General features: G+C 66.4%; 20 protein-coding genes and 1 pseudogene. 16 read left to right on the plus strand and 5 right to left on the minus strand.

The genetic code is table 11. From position 1 onward, the window contains the following. Positions 1-6: 6 nt before the first annotated feature. Genes fliQ through HUX88_RS04135 form a run of 4 tightly spaced genes read right to left on the minus strand, consistent with a single transcriptional unit; the run spans position 7 to position 2,306 of the window. Positions 7-279 (minus strand): flagellar biosynthesis protein FliQ, encoded by a 273-nt coding sequence (fliQ, locus tag HUX88_RS04120; RefSeq protein WP_008449457.1) that lies wholly within the window; start codon positions 277-279, stop codon positions 7-9. A 17-nt stretch (positions 280-296) separates the two neighbouring features. After that, a complete protein-coding gene (gene fliP, locus HUX88_RS04125) occupies positions 297-1,055 on the minus strand; it encodes a flagellar type III secretion system pore protein FliP (protein ID WP_117011407.1) in 759 nt (252 codons plus the stop codon). Beyond that, the gene (locus HUX88_RS04130) at positions 1,052-1,423 is read right to left on the minus strand and encodes a FliM/FliN family flagellar motor switch protein (RefSeq protein ID WP_175001393.1); all 372 of its coding nucleotides are present in this window, start codon (positions 1,421-1,423) and stop codon (positions 1,052-1,054) included. Before HUX88_RS04130 ends, fliP begins: the two co-directional genes overlap by 4 nt. A gap of 4 nt (positions 1,424-1,427) precedes the next feature. Further along, a complete protein-coding gene (locus HUX88_RS04135; protein WP_217916220.1) occupies positions 1,428-2,306 on the minus strand; it encodes a FliM/FliN family flagellar motor switch protein in 879 nt (292 codons plus the stop codon). A gap of 590 nt (positions 2,307-2,896) precedes the next feature. Here HUX88_RS04135 and HUX88_RS04140 point away from each other — a divergent pair. The 9 genes and pseudogenes from HUX88_RS04140 to HUX88_RS04180 all read left to right on the plus strand — a co-directional run bounded on the left by HUX88_RS04140 (position 2,897) and on the right by HUX88_RS04180 (position 10,750). Next, positions 2,897-3,241: a flagellar hook-basal body complex protein FliE gene (locus HUX88_RS04140; protein ID WP_161093165.1), complete on the plus strand. Its 345-nt coding sequence runs from the start codon at positions 2,897-2,899 to the stop codon at positions 3,239-3,241. A gap of 21 nt (positions 3,242-3,262) precedes the next feature. After that, positions 3,263-5,032: a flagellar basal-body MS-ring/collar protein FliF gene (gene fliF / locus HUX88_RS04145; RefSeq protein WP_117011410.1), complete on the plus strand. Its 1,770-nt coding sequence runs from the start codon at positions 3,263-3,265 to the stop codon at positions 5,030-5,032. Beyond that, a complete protein-coding gene (locus HUX88_RS04150; protein WP_161087729.1) occupies positions 5,016-6,062 on the plus strand; it encodes a flagellar motor switch protein FliG in 1,047 nt (348 codons plus the stop codon). Before fliF ends, HUX88_RS04150 begins: the two co-directional genes overlap by 17 nt. Continuing rightward, a pseudogene (gene fliH / locus HUX88_RS04155) lies at positions 6,059-6,765 on the plus strand (flagellar assembly protein FliH). Before HUX88_RS04150 ends, fliH begins: the two are co-directional and overlap by 4 nt. Next, positions 6,762-8,072: a flagellar protein export ATPase FliI gene (gene fliI, locus HUX88_RS04160; protein WP_176360933.1), complete on the plus strand. Its 1,311-nt coding sequence runs from the start codon at positions 6,762-6,764 to the stop codon at positions 8,070-8,072. Before fliH ends, fliI begins: the two are co-directional and overlap by 4 nt. After that, a complete protein-coding gene (fliJ, locus tag HUX88_RS04165; RefSeq protein ID WP_117011414.1) occupies positions 8,069-8,500 on the plus strand; it encodes a flagellar export protein FliJ in 432 nt (143 codons plus the stop codon). Before fliI ends, fliJ begins: the two co-directional genes overlap by 4 nt. 102 nt (positions 8,501-8,602) lie before the next feature. Continuing rightward, positions 8,603-10,018 carry a flagellar filament capping protein FliD gene (gene fliD, locus HUX88_RS04170; RefSeq protein WP_176360934.1) on the plus strand — a complete coding sequence of 472 codons (1,416 nt, stop codon included), beginning with the start codon at positions 8,603-8,605 and terminating at the stop codon, positions 10,016-10,018. Between the two features lie 32 nt (positions 10,019-10,050). Next, positions 10,051-10,440, plus strand: a complete 390-nt coding sequence (gene fliS / locus HUX88_RS04175; RefSeq protein WP_117011509.1) for a flagellar export chaperone FliS — start codon at positions 10,051-10,053, stop codon at positions 10,438-10,440. Then, positions 10,433-10,750: a hypothetical protein gene (locus tag HUX88_RS04180; RefSeq protein ID WP_117011416.1), complete on the plus strand. Its 318-nt coding sequence runs from the start codon at positions 10,433-10,435 to the stop codon at positions 10,748-10,750. Before fliS ends, HUX88_RS04180 begins: the two co-directional genes overlap by 8 nt. Positions 10,751-11,466: 716 nt before the next feature. On the opposite strand, the gene HUX88_RS31795 is transcribed toward HUX88_RS04180, so the two are convergent. Beyond that, on the minus strand, positions 11,467-11,715 hold the full coding sequence (locus HUX88_RS31795) for a hypothetical protein (RefSeq protein ID WP_217916221.1): 249 nt from the start codon (positions 11,713-11,715) through the stop codon (positions 11,467-11,469). A 130-nt stretch (positions 11,716-11,845) separates the two neighbouring features. On the opposite strand from HUX88_RS31795, the gene HUX88_RS04185 reads away from it, so the two are divergent. From HUX88_RS04185 to flgN, 7 genes are read left to right on the plus strand one after another with little or no spacing between them, the layout of a single operon-like run. Next, positions 11,846-12,238, plus strand: a complete 393-nt coding sequence (locus HUX88_RS04185; RefSeq protein ID WP_176360935.1) for a flagellar hook-length control protein FliK — start codon at positions 11,846-11,848, stop codon at positions 12,236-12,238. A gap of 7 nt (positions 12,239-12,245) precedes the next feature. Beyond that, on the plus strand, positions 12,246-12,737 hold the full coding sequence (locus tag HUX88_RS04190; RefSeq protein WP_117011418.1) for a flagellar basal body-associated FliL family protein: 492 nt from the start codon (positions 12,246-12,248) through the stop codon (positions 12,735-12,737). A 45-nt stretch (positions 12,738-12,782) separates the two neighbouring features. Beyond that, entirely contained in the window at positions 12,783-13,520 is a 738-nt protein-coding gene (locus HUX88_RS04195; protein WP_117011419.1) for a FliA/WhiG family RNA polymerase sigma factor, read from the plus strand. Positions 13,521-13,574: 54 nt separating this feature from the next. Beyond that, positions 13,575-14,495, plus strand: a complete 921-nt coding sequence (gene motA / locus HUX88_RS04200) for a flagellar motor stator protein MotA (RefSeq protein ID WP_117011420.1) — start codon at positions 13,575-13,577, stop codon at positions 14,493-14,495. Then, complete coding sequence (locus HUX88_RS04205) at positions 14,479-15,501, plus strand: flagellar motor protein MotB (protein WP_117011421.1); 1,023 nt, start codon at positions 14,479-14,481, stop codon at positions 15,499-15,501. The genes motA and HUX88_RS04205 overlap by 17 nt, the downstream gene beginning before the upstream one ends. 38 nt (positions 15,502-15,539) lie before the next feature. Then, positions 15,540-15,815, plus strand: coding sequence for a flagellar biosynthesis anti-sigma factor FlgM (gene flgM, locus HUX88_RS04210; protein WP_176360936.1), 276 nt, complete (start codon positions 15,540-15,542; stop codon positions 15,813-15,815). Then, positions 15,812-16,264: a flagellar export chaperone FlgN gene (gene flgN / locus HUX88_RS04215; protein WP_373886751.1), complete on the plus strand. Its 453-nt coding sequence runs from the start codon at positions 15,812-15,814 to the stop codon at positions 16,262-16,264. Before flgM ends, flgN begins: the two co-directional genes overlap by 4 nt. The last annotated feature ends 19 nt before the right edge of the window (positions 16,265-16,283 follow it).

Genomic DNA, 16,283 nt, shown 5'->3' on the forward strand with positions numbered 1-16,283 from the left:
GGGAAGCTAACCGACCAGCGTGGCCGCGCGGGTGAAGATGGAGACGCAGAAATCCATCAGGTAGCCGGCCATCCAGCGCCCCATCAGGATGATGGCCAGCAGCGTCACCAGCAGCCTGGGCAAAAAGCTCAGCGTCTGCTCGTTGATCTGCGTGGCGGCCTGCACCAGCGCCACCACCAGGCCGGTGATCAGGCCGGGCACGACCAGGATCACCACCAGCAGCATGACGATGTGCAGCGATTCGACCACCAGGTCGACGGCAACTTCGGGAGTGAGCATCGTGGCCGCCTATCTTGTCAGTACGCCTGCACGCTGGTCACGAGCGTGTTGACGGTCAGGGTCCAGCCGTCCACCAGCACAAACAGCAGCAGCTTGAACGGCAATGAAATCACCAGCGGCGACAGCATCATCATGCCCATCGCCATCAGCACCGACGACACCACCAGGTCGATCACCAGGAAGGGAATGAACAGCATGCAGCCGATCTGGAACGCGGTCTTGAGCTCGGACAGCACGAACGCCGCCAGCTTGACGGTGAAGGCGTGCTGCGACGGCTCGGTGATCTTGTCCTCGCCGGCCAGGTGGGCGATCTGCTGCAGCGCGGCCTTGCTGGTCTGGGCGAGCATGAAGCGCGCCACCGGCTTCTCGGCGATCTGCAGCGCGGTCTCCAGGCCGATCTTGTCCTGGTCGTAGGGCACGAAGGCGTCCTTCCAGATCTGGTCGCCGATCGGGCGCATCACCAGCAGGGTCAGGATCAGCGCCACGCCGGTGATGATGCGGTTGGGCAGGCCCTGCTGCAGCCCCAGCGCCTGGCGCAGCAGCGACAGCACGATGACGAAGCGGGTGAAGCTGGTCATCATCATCACCATCACCGGGAGCAAGCCCAGCAAGGTCATGATGATCAGGATCTGGGTCTTGACCGTCAGCTCGGTTTTCGCGCCGGGCACCACGTTGGCCAGCAGGTCGACCGCGTGGGCGGGCCCGGCGGCGCACAGGGCCAGGCCGGCCAGGCCAGCCAGGCCGGCCAGGCGGCGCGGCGTCATGCTCCAGGTCATGGAGTCATCATGTCGAGATTGAGGCCGTCCAGGTCGATGACTTTGAGGCCGTAGTTCTCGCCCGCCACCACCACCTCGGCGCGGCCGATGGCGGTGCCGTTGACCTTGATCACCAGCGGCTCGCCGGCCAGCACGTCGAGTTCGACCACGCTGTCCGGGCCGATCGCCATCAGGTCCTGCAGCGAGATGCGGGCCGAGCCCACCTCCAGCGTCAGCGTCACGGGGATCTTGCGCATCATGGCCGGCAGGTCGCGCCGCACCGGCGTGGCCGGCACGTCGGTCAGCTCGGTGCCGACCTGATCGATGATCATCTCTTCGGACAGGTCTTCCAGCAGGGCGTCGCTAGGGTTGGCTACGTTCATGTTCATCATGTTATTCGGCGTCTTCAAAAGAGGTTAAACAGAGTTTGCCTTTGTGTTCGGTCACGGCGGCGGTGAAGATGCGGGAATCCTCCAGCAGCACATCCGCTCTGTTCAGGCTGATCGGGATCACGTCGCCGACCTGTAAATCGTAGAGGCTGCCCAACGGCACCTCCTTGCTGGCCAGGCGGCCGACCAGGCCCACCTGCAGGCGCTGGGCCAGCGGCGCGACCGCCTTGGGCTTTTTGCCGGCGTCGCGGTCGCGCAGCAGGCCGCGCAGCACGCTGGTCATCAGCGTCTTGTCCAGCGCGAACCAGTACTTGCCGGTGGCGCCGCTGGCGATGTCGGCCAGGGTGACGGTGATGATCCAGCTGCCCTTGGGCGGATGCGAGCCGGGGGCCGGCTTGAATTCGCTGTCGGCCGCTTCCGGCTCGCCTTCGGCGGCGGGGGCCTTGTCCGGCACCGGCAGGTTCAGTTCGATGCGGCCGGCCAGCGTGCCGGCCAACTGTTGCCCCAGCACCACCGCCAAGCGCTCCTCGGTGGCGGTCACCCGCACCGCGTTCTCGTCCAGCGCGGCGGCGTCGGCCTTGCCGCTGCCGTAGCGGTAGTTCAGCACGCTCAGCAGCACCTTGCGCTCCAGCGAGAAGGCGATGTGGCCGGCCGGCGCGGCAAAGCTGAGCCAGCGGCTGCGGATCTCGTCGCCCTCGAGCCGGCTGAAAGCGACGTCCTCGACCTGGAAGCCGCCCCAGTAGCGGCGGTTCATGTTCAGCCGCATCGACTGGGACAGGTCGTCGCGCAATTGGGCGGCGAAGATGTGCAGCAGGTGCACAGGCCGCCCCAGCAGGCAGGGATCCAGCACGAGGGGTGGCGCTGTCTGTTTTGTCGTTGTCATGTTTTCGCCATGTCGGAAATTCTTCGCTACATCACCATCATCGCACTATCCAGCTAAAAACTGGTTACTTCCAGCGCACTATTTGGGGAATATTACCTATCGTAACTTAAAGTCATGCGATGTCGGTAGCACAGGATACATCAAAATTCACATTATTTCCATCCAACAATATTTGACCGTAATTCCGTGTGGCAAATAAGCCTTTACAAGAGTATTGCCAGCCAGTAAGCTTAACCCGCTCCAGTCGTTTGACGCTGCTGTGCAACACACTTGAATAAATGGCGCTTAGTGAATGATTTATAACGATATTTGCCGTAGGAAAACAGTCCGCACGGGCTACCAGCCGTCTGGCGCCCCATTTTCCCCCTATGAGTCGGCAATTGTGACATCGGCCCCAACGCGGCGACCTGGTCACACTCCAGGCCGGCATTCCTACACTGCCTTTCTTACAAGACTGTGACATACATATCGTTATGTCGTTTGATTGAGAACAGCTACCGACAGATAAACAACGCGGGACTTGCTGCTTTCTGGCAATCTGGATATGGTAGATGGATGGGACTAACGTCGCATAAACGGGAGATAGCAAGATGAGTAACGGAATCTCTAACCTGATACAAGCCGACCTCGCGTCGCTCACCAACGCGGCGCAAAACCTGGCCACCCAGACCGTGGCCCCGGCCGCGCAGTTCGGCGCCGGCGACGCCCAGCCCGCCTTCTCCTTCGCCCAGTCGATGAAGGACGCGGTCCACAAAGTCAACGACGCCGACGCCAACGCGGCCCAGCAGATGTCCGACGTCGATGCCGGCAAGAGCGACGACCTGGTCGGCGCCATGCTGTCCAGCCAGGAAGCCAGCCTGTCCTTCTCGATGTTGATGCAAGTGCGCAACAAAGTGATGGGCGCCGTGGACGAGCTCATCAAATTACCGCTGTAAGTCTTCGCGAAAGCCATCAACGTGATCAACCCCATCAAGTCCGCCTTCGAGCGCTGGCGCGCCAGCCCCGTCGCGCTGTCCCTGCCGCCCAACCTGCTGAAAAACCTGTACCCGCTGCTGTTGCTGGCGATCGGCGTGACCGCCATGGTGCTGATGTACCTGTGGAACGTCCAGGCGGGCTATAAGCCGGTGTTCGGCGCGCACGAGAAGGTCGCCGCCGCCGACATGATGACGGTGCTCGACGCCGACCACATCCCCTACCGCCTGCATCCCGACAGCGGCCAGGTGCTGGTGCCCAACTCGATGCTGGGCAAGGTACGCATGCTGCTGGCCGCCAAGGGCGTGACCGCGCAGCTGCCGGCCGGCCTGGAGCTGATGGACAAGAACGACCCGCTGGGCGTGTCCCAATTCGTGCAGGACGTGCGCTTCCGCCGCGGCCTGGAAGGCGAGCTGGCGCAATCGATCATGACGCTGGACGCGATCGCCCACGCGCGCGTGCACCTGTCGATCGCCAAGTCGACCTCCTTCGTGTCCTCCGACGGCGAGAAATCGTCGGCCTCGGTGGTGCTGGCCTTGAAACCGGGCCACACCATGGCGCCCGAGGCGATCGCCGCCGTGGTGAACATGGTGGCCGGCAGCGTCGCCAGCCTGAGCCCGCAGCGCGTGAGCGTGGTCGACCAGGCCGGCAACCTGCTGTCCTCGCACGTCGACCTGGCCGACGGCTTCGACGCCGGCGCCGCCAGCAACGAGAACGGCAAGCGCATCCAGGACGAGGTCAAGGCCAACGTGCGCAACCTGCTGGGCCCGGTCATCGGCGACGACAACTTCCGCATGAGCGTGATGGCCATGGTCGACAACGACAAGGTCGAGGAAACGGTGGAGAAATACGGCGCCGATCCCAAGGTCACCAGCGAGGCCATGCGCGAGGAGATGGACCGCAACCGCGTGGCGCAGGGCGTGCCGGGCACGCTGTCGAACCGGCCGCCGCCGGCCAACGCCAACCCGGCCGACGCCGCCAAGCCGGCCGCCGCCAACGATCCCAACAATCCGGCCGACGGCACCGCGCGCAAGAACGCCACCACCCGCCAGTACGCCTACGACCGCAGCATCACCCAGACCAAGCGCAGCCGTGGCCGCCTGGAGAAGCTGAGCGTGGCCGTGGTGCTGGCGCAGGCCGCCTCGCCCACGCCCAAGACCGGCTGGAGCGCCAACGAGATCGCCAACATCGACAAGATCCTGCGCAACGGCCTGGGCATCAACACCGAGCGCGGCGACCAGCTGGTGGTGTCGGCCATGAACTTCCCGCCCAAGGCCGCCGTCACCCCATGGTGGCAGGAACGCGACACCGTGGTCGACATCAGCTCCTACGTGATGTACGGGGTCGGCATCATCCTCGGCTACTTCCTGCTGCTGCGTCCGCTGATGCGCCTGGCCACGGTGCGCTTCACCCCGGCGCCGCAGGAACTGGCGCGCATCGCCGCCGAGCGCCGCGCCGCCGAGCAGGCCGCCGTGGCGGCCGCCAAGGAGGCCAAGGAGGCCGCCGCCGCAGCCGCGCCGGCCCTGGCCGGCCAAGGCGCGCCGGGCACGCCGGGCGCCGCCCCCGCCCTGCCGGGCGCCGCGATCCAGCCGGGCATGCCGGTGGTGCCGCTGCTGGAAAACTACGATCTGCCGCCGCCAGGCTCGGCCGTCGACGTCATGGTCGACCACCTGAAAGTACTGGCCGCCAAAGAACCGGAACGTGTCGCCGAAGTCGTCAAACAATGGATGCAGAAAAATGGCCGAACTCAATAACCCGCAGAACGACGAGGACTACGGCAACGCAGTCCACAACGCCCAGCTGTCGCCGGTGGAACAGGCGGCCATCGTGCTGCTGAGCATAGGCGAGGAGCCGGCCGCGGCCGTGCTGCGCTGCCTGACGCGCGAGGAATTGCTGGAGGTGACCCAGGTCATGTCGCGCATGAGCGGCATCAAGGTCGAGTCCGTCAAGACCGCGATGCAGACCTTCTTCGACGACTACCGCCAGCAGTCCGGCGTGCACGGCGCCTCGCGCAGCTACCTGAAGCGCTCGCTGGACCTGGCGCTGGGCGGCGACCTCGCCAACACCGTGCTCAACAACATCTACGGCGACGAGCTGCGGCCCAAGATGGCGCGCCTGCAGTGGGCCTCGCCGAAATGGCTGGCCGAGTACATCTCCAACGAGCACGTGCAGATGCAGGCGGTGTTCCTGGCCTTCCTGCCGCCGGCGCTGGCCGGCCAGATCATCGACGCGCTGCCGGCCGACGGCCGCGACCTGGTGCTGCTGAACCTGGCCCGCATGGAGGAAGTCGACCGCGACCTGCTGCTCGAACTCGACGAGCTGGTGATGCGCTGCCTGTCCTCGTTCGATTCGCAGAGCACCAGCGTGGAAGGCATCCGCCAGGCCGCCGAGATCCTCAACCGCCTGCCGAGCAACCGCGCGCAGATGGTCGAGCTGCTGCGCGCGCACGACCCGGACGTGGTGTCCAAGATCGAGCTGTCGATGTACGACTTCTTCATCCTCGGCAACCAGTCCGAGGTGGCGATCACCCGCATCATCGAGGAAGTGCCGCTGGAGCAGTGGGCGATCGCGCTCAAGGGCGCCGAAGTGTCGATCCGCGACGCCATCCTCAAGACCATGCCGAAACGCCAGGCCCAGGCCTTCGAGGACATGATGCGGCGCGCCGGCCCGATGCCGCTGTCGCGCATCGAGCAAACCCGCCAGGAAATCATGGCCACCGTCAAGGCGCTGGCCGACGTCGGCGAGATCGAGATCCAGCTGTTCGCCGAACAGGTGATCGAATGAAGCAGTTCCGCGCCTACCGCTTCCCGCCGCTGGCCCAGTTCACCAACCTCGCGCACCAGCGCGCGGTGGCGCAGAGCCACAGCCAGAGCGGCGACGGCGGCGCCCAGTGGGCCGCCTCGGTCAGCGAGGGCTTCGAACAGGGCCAGCGCGACGGCTACGAGATCGGCCTGCCTGCGGCCAGGAGGACGGCTTCGAGGCCGGCCGCGCGTCCGGCCAGGAGCAAGGCGAGGAAGGCCGCCACGAAACTCTGGTGGCCTACGACCAGATGGCGCGCCCGGTCGACGCCATGCTGAAAAGCCTCAAAAAGCTGCGCTCCGACTACCGCGCCGCCCAGCGCAAGGAAGTGGTCGATCTGGTGGCCAAGGTGGCGCGCCAGGTGATCCGCGCCGAGCTGGCGCTGCAGCCGGTGCAGCTGATGGCCCTGGTCGAGGAAACGCTGGCGTCGATGCCGCCCACCCGCGAGGAGATCGACGTGTTCCTCAATCCGGAAGAGCTCAAGCGCATCGCCGAGCTGGACCCGAAACGTTCCAAGCGCTGGAACCTGATCCCGGACGCCCGCCTCGACGCCGGCGAATGCCGCATCAAGGCCGGCGACAATGAAGTCGATGCCGGATGTCATCAACGTCTTGCGGCTGTCATGGAACAGGTCGATAATCAACTTCAAGCTGCCGACGGCGGCGATGAACCGGAGAGCGAAGAGTGATCGCTGACGCCTTACGCAATCTCGAACTGGGTTCCGTGCCCATGGCGACCCCGACCGGTCGCCTGGTGGGGGCGTCCGGTTTGTTGCTCGAGGCCGTGGGTTGTCCCTTGCACACCGGCCAGCGTTGCCAGATTGAGACAGTCGGCGGCGAGTGGCTGGACGCGCAAGTGGTGGGTTTCCGCGACAAGCTGTCGTTCCTGATGCCGTTCAAGAAGGCCATCGGCCTGACCACCGGCGCGCGCGTGCTGCCCTCCCCCGAAAAAGTGAACCTGCAGATCGGCTCCGGCTGGCTGGGCCGCATGGTCAACGGCCTGGGCGAGCCCATCGACGGCCTGGGCAAGCTGTCCGGCGACTTCCCGCTCGAACCGCTGCCGCCGCGCATCCATCCGCTGAAGAAAAAACCGGTCACCGAGGCGCTCGACGTTGGCGTGCGCGCCATCAACGCCATGCTGACCCTGGGCAAGGGCCAGCGCGTGGGCCTGATGGCCGGCTCCGGCGTCGGCAAGTCCGTGCTGCTGGGCCTGATGACGCGGCAGACCGTGGCCGACGTGGTCGTGGTCGGCCTGATCGGCGAGCGCTCGCGCGAGGTGCGCGAATTCGTTGAAATGTCGCTCGGCAAGGAAGGCCTGTCCAAGGCCGTGCTGGTGATCGCGCCGGCCGACGAGAGCCCGCTGATGCGCATCATGGCCACCGAACTGTGCCACTCGATCGCGGCCCACTACCGCGACCAGGGCAAGAACGTGCTGCTGCTGGTCGATTCGCTGACCCGCTACGCGATGGCGCTGCGCGAGGTGGCGCTGGCGCTGGGCGAGCCGCCGGCCACCAAGGGCTATCCGCCGTCGGTGTTCTCGGCGCTGCCGCAACTGATCGAATCGGCCGGCAACGGCGAAAACCAGAACGGCAGCATGAGCGCGATCTACACCGTGCTGGCCGAGGGCGACGACCAGCAGGATCCGGTGGTCGACACCGCCCGCGCCGTGCTGGACGGCCACATCGTGCTGACCCGCGAGCTGGCCGAGCGCGGCCACTACCCGGCGATCGACATCGCCGCCTCGATCAGCCGCTGCATGACCCAGGTCATCACCCACGAACACATGCTGGCGGCGCGCGCGCTCAAGGCCAGCATGGCGCGCCACGACCGCGTGCGCGACCTGATCCCGCTGGGCGCCTACGTGCCGGGCGCCGACCCGGTCACCGACAAGGCGGTGCAACTGCACCCCAAGGTCGAGGATTTCCTGTGCCAGGGCACCAAGGAAGAGGCGCCGTTCGCGCCGTGCATCCACCAACTTGAAAAGCTGATGACATGAGCCAACACAACATCCGCAACCTGACCACCCTCGTCGCCCTGCGCAACACCGAGGTGGAGCGCCTGCAGACCGAGCTGGCGGAGAAGGAAAGCCTGCGCGAACGTTATCAGAAAAACCTGGAACGCCTGACCGGCTTGTACACCAACAGCGGCCCCAGCGGCAACCTGCATCCCGCGCTGGCCGGCAACTGCGGCGACTACAAGCAGGCCGTGATGCAGATGGCCGACAGCCACCGGCTCGACCTGCACATGCACGAGGCCGACATGGCGGTGTCGCAGCAGGCGCTCAACGCGGCCTGGGCCAAGCGCGAGGTGCTGGGCAAGGTGCTCAGCAAGCAGCAAAAAGTGGTGCTGGCCCAGCAAAATGTCCAGGAACGCAAGCAACATGACGAACTGGCAACGCAACTCTGGATACGCGGCCAAAAATAGCGCTGTGGCGAAAAAAAATAGTTAGGAATATTTTCATAGGGAAACGATTAAGGTCGCCTTATATCAGGGTACACTTCAATCATCCTTACCGGGAGCACGATCATGGCAGTCATCAGCAGTCCAACCTACGACCCGCAAACCACGGCGACCAACCTGGCCAACGCCTATGTGGCGCCGACCAAGGCCAATCTGGACGCCCGCAACGCCCAGGCGACCGCCACCGTCTCCGCCCTCACCACGCTGGGCAGCGCGCTGAGCGCGTTCCAGTCCTCGATCCAGTCGCTGGTGACCGGCACGGCCAGCGTCAGCGCGGCGGCCGCCGCCAGCAGCAACACCGCGATCGCCACCGGCACCGCCAGCGCCAACGCCGTGGCCGGCACGTACTCGTTCTACGTCGAGCAGCTGGCCACCGCCGGCCAGGTGTCGTACAACGTCAACGACAGCGCCGCCACCAACGCCGGCTCGCTGAAGGTGATGCTGGCCGACGGCTCCAACTTCCAGGTCGACCTGGCCAACGCCGACAGCAATATGGACGGCAAGCTGTCGGCCAAGGAAATCGCCGCCGCGATCAACGTGGCCGCCACCAACAATTCCCGCGTCACCGCCTCGACCATGACGATCAACGGCCAGACCAAGCTGGTGATGACCTCGACCCAGACCGGCGCCAACAACGCGGTGTCCTCGATCGACGTGTCCGGCCTGGCCGACGCCGGCCTGCAGTCGGACCTGTCGACCCAGAAGGTCGAGTCGGCCGCGAAGGACGCCATCGTCTGGATGGGCGACCAGAACACCGGCACCAAGGTGACCCAGGCCTCCAACACCTTCAGCACCATCGACAACGTCAAGTTCACCGTCAAGCAGGCGCAGACGCCGGGCGCCACGCCGGTGCAGCTGACCGTCGGTCCCGACAACACCACCACCGCCGCCAACGTGCAGGCCTTCGTCGACGCCTACAACAAGCTGCTGGGCGTGTTCAAGACCGTCACCGCGGCGGGCGACCACACGCCGACCTCGCCCACCGACAGCTCGCCGCGCTCGTCCGACGCCGCGCTGCACGGCGATTCCGGCGTGACCGCGCTGCAGGCCGCGCTGGGCTCGGCGCTGCGCGCCGTCACCGGCGGCAAGTCGCTGATCAGCTTTGGCATCACCGCCGCGCGCGACGGCAGCCTGTCGCTGGACACCGCCCGCCTGCAGAAAACCGTGGCGGCCGATCCGGGCAAGATCGACACGCTGTTCGGCCGCGCCGGCCTGGCGGCCGATGCCGGCGTGCTGGGCAAGATGAACAAGCTGGTGACGACCTGGACCAATTCCGCGACCGGCCTGATCGGCAGCCGCAAGACCGCCGCCACCAAGGTGCAGGACGACGTCGCCAAGCGCCAGATCGCGCTGCAGACCCAGTTCGACAATTCCTACAAGCGCTATCTGGCGCAGTTCAGCGCGCTGCAGCAGCTGCAGTCGTCGATGACCAGCACGTCGAACATGTTCACGGCGATGTTCTCACCCAACAGCAGCAACTAAGTTAACGAACCACAACCAGTACGGTGAACACCATGTTGAACCACGAAGCTTACAGCAGTTATCACTCCACCAATCTGGACGCCCAGGTGGCACGGGCGTCGCCGATCGAACTGGTGCTGGTGCTGACCGACGGCTTGCTCGAAGAGCTGGCGCGCGCGCGCGGCCACATCGTCGGCAAGCGCTACGAGCTCAAGGCCAACAGCCTGAACAAGTGCACCGACATCATCAACGGTCTGTCCAGTTCGCTGGACTTCGACAACGGCGGCGAGGTGGTGGAAAACCTCGGCCGCCTGTACGACTACTGCGCCGGCCGCCTGTACACGGCCGGCGTCAGCCTGGACCCGACCATCATCGACGAAGTGACGACGTTGCTGACCACCATCAAAAAGGGCTGGCTGGGTGTACAGGCCAAAAATGGATAGGCAACGCACCTTGCTGCAGCTGGCGCAGAAGATGAGCGCCGCCATCGCGTCCCAGGACTGGAAGACGCTGGCGGCGATTAACACGTTAATGGCCACCGCGCTGCCGCAGATGGCGGCGCAGGGCCAGTGGAGCAGCAGCGAACGGGCCGCCCTGGCGGCGCTGCGCGGGCTGCACGAACAAGCGGTACAAGCATGCAACGCCGCCACCGAGGACCTCGGGCGGCGCTTGCACGACATGCAGGCCAACAAAGAAGGCTGGCTGGCGTACGCGCTGGACAGCGAACAGTTAGAAACCGGAATCCAAGCATGAGCATGACACTCTCGAACGCCACCGCCGCGGCCAAAGCCGCGAAAGCCGAACTGACCGCTCCGGTGGCCGCCAACCATGGCGGGCTCGACAGCATGCCGACGCGCCAGGCCGCCCATGAAGGCGGCACCACGGTCGACCGGGGGGCTGTCGCCGCCGCTGACCGGCAACGGCAAGAACCAGCAGGCCAGCGCCAGGCCGGCCCCCGGCCCACGGGGCGCCGTGCCCGGCCGGCCAGAACGACCCGGTCAGCCATCCGGCCCGCGACGCCGCCGACCCCGCCGACGAGACGCAGGACCGCACGCCGCTGTTCGCCCAGCTGCCGCAGCTGACCGATCCGCTGGCGCTCGACGCCAGCGGGCGTTGCTCGCCACCGCCGACAGCCCGGCAGTAAGCAGCGACGCGACGCCACCGATGCCGGCGCCACCGCCGCCACCGACGCGCTGGTGCCCTCGCCATGGTCGGCGCTGCTGAACAGCGCCATGCCGGCGCCTGCGCCGGCGGTGGCCGCCAGCGCGCGCCGGCGCCGGCGCGCACCGAGGCCGTACGTCGGCGCCACCTCGACGCTCAACAACGCCGCCACCCGGCTGAACCTGTCCGCGGCCAGCGTGGCGGTCACCGCCGCGCCGCTGCCGCTGACGCCCGCCCCGGCCGCCGGCGACGCGCCTGTCGCCGCCCTGGCGCTGGTCGCCGCCGCGCAGGTCGTCGCCGCAAAACATCTACGCCATGGCCAACAGCGCTGCTTCGGCGCGCAGGCCCAGCAGAACCAGGGCGGATGCGCCGGCCGTCAACGCCGGCCCTGCCCCGGCCGCGTCCGCCGCCAGCTTCCGGCACCCGCCGCCGCGCCGCTGCTGAGCGCCGCCTTCACGCCGGCGCTGCTGCGGGAGCCGGCGCGGCCGCACGCGTCCGCCGCTGACACCGATTACAACGCCACGCACCACCGCTGCCGTCACGGCGGCGGCCGCCAAGGACGACAGCCTGGGCCGCGCCAGCGCGCCCGCGCCCGCCCGGAAGTCGGCAACAGCGTCGGCTCAGCCAGCGCGACTGCCGCGCCAGCGCCTGCCACTGTGGCTCGCTGGCCGGCGCGCCGGACCAGTGGTGCAGCCGCTGCGCGAGGCGCTGGGCGACCGCCTGCAGGTGCAGCTGCAACGCAACAACGACCACGCCGTGATCCGGCTGGAACCGCCCAATATGGGCAGCATCGAAATTTCGATCCGCCACAGCGCCGGTTCGCTGCAGGTGAACCTGAGCGCCAACCACAGCGAGGTGCTGCGCCAGCTGAACACCATCGGCGACAGCGTGCGCCAGGATCTGTCGACCCGCCAGTACGCCGACGTCTCGGTCACGGTCTCGTCCTCGCGCGCCCAGGCCCAGGCCGACAGCGGCGGGCGCAACGGCCAGCAGCGCGAGCAGGACCAGGGCCGCGCGCCGGGCCGCGCCCTGGCCGACGACGACACCACCACCTTTGCCATGACGTCCGAGCGGGAGTAATCAGTAGATGAAGAACATGAAAATGATCATAACGCTGGCGCTGGTCGCGGTGGTGGGCGCGGCGGTGGCCGGCGGCGCAGTCTGGTATATGTCGAAGGGCAAGGACGAGACGGTGGCCGAGGCCGACGGCAAGGGCGCCAAGAAGCCGGTCAAGAAGGAAGAGAAAAAGGAAGACAAGTCGGCGCCCAAATACCTGACGGTGGACAAGGTGGTCATCATGCTCAAGCGCCAGCCCGGCGACACGCTGTCGCACTACATGTCGGCCGACCTGGTGATCACCACCACCGAGAAGAAGGAAAAGGAAGCCAAGGAACAGTTGCCGCTGCTGCGCAGCGTGGCAGTACGCACGCTGTCCAACCTGCCGATGGCCACCGCGCAGGTGATGACCATCGACCAGTTCGCGGCCGAGCTGAACAAGGCCTTCGACGCCACCTACGAGCACGAAGGCCGGGAAAAGCCTTTCAACGAAGTCATGATCGGCAAGCTGATCATTGAGTAGCTTGCGGCCAGCATGAAAACGAGTGAAGCGACCACTGGAGCGGGCATGGCCTATGTAGAGCAATTCGCGGACGCTTACGCCGAAAGTTATGGCGAGCCCGGCGTCGCGCCGGTCGCGCACAGCGTGGCCGACGAGCAAAAACACCTGCTGGCCTACGCGCCGCTGGTCAAGCGCATCGTGCGCCAGCTCAATTCGCAGATCGCCGGCGCCATCGACCGCGACGACATGGAACAGATCGGCCTGATGGGCTTGCTGGAGGCGCTGCGCCGCTACGGCGAGCCGGACGGCGCCTTCGGCAGCTACGCCAGCCTGCGGGTGCGCGGCGCCATCCTCGACGAGCTGCGCCGCCAGGACTGGCGCCCGCGCGCGGTGCGCCAGCAAAGCCACAAGCTGCGCGACGCCGTGCGCGCGCTGACCCGCACGCTGGGCCACGAGCCGAGCGAGCAGGAGATCATGAGCGGCCTGAAGCTCACGCCCGAGGCCTACCAGGCCTACCAGATGGACGAGAACGCCGAGCTGATCGCCAGCTTCGACGAAGTGCTGCAGGACAGCGTCAGCAACGACAGCGCGCCCAGCCCCGAGGACCAGCTGATGGTGCGGCGCAGCCTGGAGCAGGCGCTGCGCGGCCTCGACGAGCGCGAGCAGCGGGTGGTCCAGATGTATTACGAATTCGAGCTCAGCTACAAAGAAATCGCCGCCGTGCTGGACCTGACCGACGCCCGCGTCTGTCAGCTCAACAAGGCGGCGCTGGGCAAGATGAAGGCAGTATTGCAAAGCGCCTGATCCAGAGCGGGCGCAAGGCAAGATTAGAAAAATGACGCGGAAAGGCGAATCATCATGCAGCAAATAGTCGGCATACTCATAGTTTTAGGCAGCGTCTTCGGCGGCTTCTTCATGATGGGCGGCGCCTTCCATCAGATCTGGCAGCCGATCGAGCTGATCGTGATTGCCGGCGCCGGCTTCGGCGCGCTGGTGATCGGCAACCCCAGCCACGTGCTGAAGGAGGCGGTCACCCAGATCAAGAAGATCGTGTTCCGCAAAAAATACGACTCCGAATTCCAGCGCCAGTTGCTGCTGCTGATGTACGAGCTGCTGCAGCTGGCCGCCGGCGGCCTGAAGGCGCTCGACGCCCACGTCGAGGCGCCCAAGGACAGCCCGCTGTTCCAGCGCTATCCGCGCGTGCTGGAGGAGCCCAAGCTGCTGGCCTTCATCGTCGACAACTTCCGCCTGATGGCCATGGGCAAGATCAACGCGCACGAGCTCGAAGGCGTGCTGGAGCAGGAGCTGGAGGCCATCCACACCGAGCTGGAACAACCGGCCAAGTCGCTGGCCAAGATCGGCGAGGCGATGCCGGGCTTCGGTATTCTGGCCGCCGTGCTGGGCATCGTGATCACCATGAACACCGTCAGCGAGGGCGCGACCTCGGGCGAGATCGCCGAGCACGTCGGCGCCGCCATGGTCGGCACCTTCATCGGCATCTTCTTCTGCTACGGCATCCTCGATCCGATCTCCAGCATGATGAAGCAGCTGGTCAACCAGGAGGCGTCGAACAAGGAAACCGTCAAGGTGGTGCTGGTGACGCACGTGGCCGGCAAGCCGCCGCTGCTGGCGATCGACGCCGGCCGCCGCCTGGTGCAGCTGAACATCAAGCCGAGCTTCGCCCAGCTGGAACGCTGGATCAACGACCTGGAAGGCCGCGACAGCGCGCCGGCCGAGGACAGCTCGCGCAGAGGAGGCCGCGGTGCTAAAGTCGCATGACAAGGGCCATGAGCAAACCATCGTCAAGCGCGGCGGTGGCAAGCACAAGCACGACGACCACGGCGGCGCCTGGAAGGTAGCCTTCGCGGACTTCTGCCTGGCGCTGATGTGCTTGTTCCTGGTGCTGTGGCTGATGGCGGCCCGCAACTTCGAGTCGCTCGAGCAGATCCTGACCGAGGCCGACGGCGCCAAGACCGACCAGGGCAAGGGCGTCATGCCCGAGCAGGTGGGCGGCCCGCGCGGCAGCCTGATCGACCGCTTCCCGATGCCGCACACCGGCAGCACCGAGGAGCCGGGCGACTTCAAGGCCAAGGGCGAGGCCCACACCAAGGTCACCGGCGAGGCCGAGCCGGTGGTCGAGACGCCCAAGATCAAGTACGACAGCCCGAGCGACCTGGCGGCGCTGTCGAAGGCGCTGACCAAGATGAGCGCCGAGGCCGGCCTGACCAGCAACCTGGAGTCGGTGATCACGCCCTACGGCTTGCGCGTGATGCTGCACGACACCGACCACCAGGGCATGTTCATGCGCGGCTCGGCCGTGCCGACCGACAAGTTCCGCGCGCTGCTGCGCAAGATGGGCCCGCTGTTCCGGCAGATGGAGAACCAGATGCTGATCGTCGGCCACACCGACTCGCTGCAGTACGCCGACCGCAGCTACGCGGCCTTCTCCAACTGGACGCTGTCGGCCAACCGCGCCATGTCGGCCCGCTCGCAGCTGCTGGCCGGCACCATGAACCCGGAATCGGTGCTGCAGGTGGTGGGCATGGCCGACCGCGCGCCGCTCGACACCAAGCGCGCCGACGCCGGCGTCAACCGCCGCATCGAATTGCTGATTTTGACCACGGCGCAGGCCAAGTCGATCGCCACCATGTTCGGCATGCCGGAGGGCAGCAGCGCGCTGACCGAGGATGTCGACACGGCACTGCCCGACGCCACCCTGCTGGAAAAACTGCGCAGCAAGCTCGGCGGCGCCAGCCCGCTGCGCGACCCGCGCCGCAACAAATAATACGACGTATGGAAACCAAGCCAACCCGAGGCACACGTATGAGAATCTCCACAGGAAGTCCGGACGGCGTCGCCGTCCAGCGCGTGGCGGAGGCGGCCCCGGCCGAAGCCGCCGAGGCGCTCGCGCCGCCGGCCGCGCAGGCGCCGCTGCAGTCGGCGGTGATGCAGCCGGCGCTGCAGGCGATGCGCGAGATGCCGGAAATCGACCAGGAAAAGGTCGACATGCTGCGCGACGCGCTGGCCAAGGGCGAGCTGCCGTTCGACCCGGCCAAGCTGGCCGGCCTGATCCAGCGCTTCCACGGGAGCGAGAAGTGAGCGACGCGGCAAGCTTGCAGTCCAGCCCGACCTCGCGCCAGGACGCCATGCGCCAGCTGCTGGCCGGCGTCGCCGACGACCTGCTGGCCTACGCCGAGCTGCGCGGCCTGCTGGACCAGCAATTCGACGCCGCCGTGCGCCACCAGGGCCCGCAACTGACCGCCGTGGCCGAGGCCATTTCCGCGCTGGTGGACGTGATGCAGGCGCGCCGCACGCAGCGCGTTGCGCTGGTACAACGCCTACTGGGCCCGGCCGGCACCATGTTGCAGGCTTTTGCCTTGCTGAAAAATTCGGCACGGGAGAGAATGGCGAACGACTGGAACACGCTGGAACAGATGGTTATCGAATGCAAGCGTTTGGGCAAGCGCAATAGCGACTTGCTGGTAGAACAGTACAGCATCATGCAGCGCGTGCTGCATGGCGAGGAGCAGATCTATGCACCAGCTTGACCGGATGCCATCGACCGCA

This window comes from Duganella sp. BJB1802 (genome assembly GCF_013369445.1).
Classification (GTDB): Bacteria; Pseudomonadota; Gammaproteobacteria; order Burkholderiales; family Burkholderiaceae_D; genus Rugamonas; species Rugamonas vulcania_A.

Coding starts and splice junctions, on each gene's coding strand:
- HUX88_RS04195 (WP_117011419.1), top strand. CDS start 12,783: ATGGCCTATGTAGAGCAATTCGCGGACGCTTACGCCGAAAGTTATGGC.
- HUX88_RS04180 (WP_117011416.1), top strand. CDS start 10,433: ATGGATAGGCAACGCACCTTGCTGCAGCTGGCGCAGAAGATGAGCGCC.
- fliS (WP_117011509.1), top strand. CDS start 10,051: ATGTTGAACCACGAAGCTTACAGCAGTTATCACTCCACCAATCTGGAC.
- fliQ (WP_008449457.1), bottom strand. CDS start 279: ATGCTCACTCCCGAAGTTGCCGTCGACCTGGTGGTCGAATCGCTGCAC.
- fliP (WP_117011407.1), bottom strand. CDS start 1,055: ATGACCTGGAGCATGACGCCGCGCCGCCTGGCCGGCCTGGCTGGCCTG.
- HUX88_RS04140 (WP_161093165.1), top strand. CDS start 2,897: ATGAGTAACGGAATCTCTAACCTGATACAAGCCGACCTCGCGTCGCTC.
- fliD (WP_176360934.1), top strand. CDS start 8,603: ATGGCAGTCATCAGCAGTCCAACCTACGACCCGCAAACCACGGCGACC.
- flgM (WP_176360936.1), top strand. CDS start 15,540: ATGAGAATCTCCACAGGAAGTCCGGACGGCGTCGCCGTCCAGCGCGTG.
- HUX88_RS04130 (WP_175001393.1), bottom strand. CDS start 1,423: ATGAACATGAACGTAGCCAACCCTAGCGACGCCCTGCTGGAAGACCTG.
- HUX88_RS04190 (WP_117011418.1), top strand. CDS start 12,246: ATGAAGAACATGAAAATGATCATAACGCTGGCGCTGGTCGCGGTGGTG.
- HUX88_RS04135 (WP_217916220.1), bottom strand. CDS start 2,306: ATGACAACGACAAAACAGACAGCGCCACCCCTCGTGCTGGATCCCTGC.
- HUX88_RS04150 (WP_161087729.1), top strand. CDS start 5,016: ATGGCCGAACTCAATAACCCGCAGAACGACGAGGACTACGGCAACGCA.
- fliJ (WP_117011414.1), top strand. CDS start 8,069: ATGAGCCAACACAACATCCGCAACCTGACCACCCTCGTCGCCCTGCGC.
- motA (WP_117011420.1), top strand. CDS start 13,575: ATGCAGCAAATAGTCGGCATACTCATAGTTTTAGGCAGCGTCTTCGGC.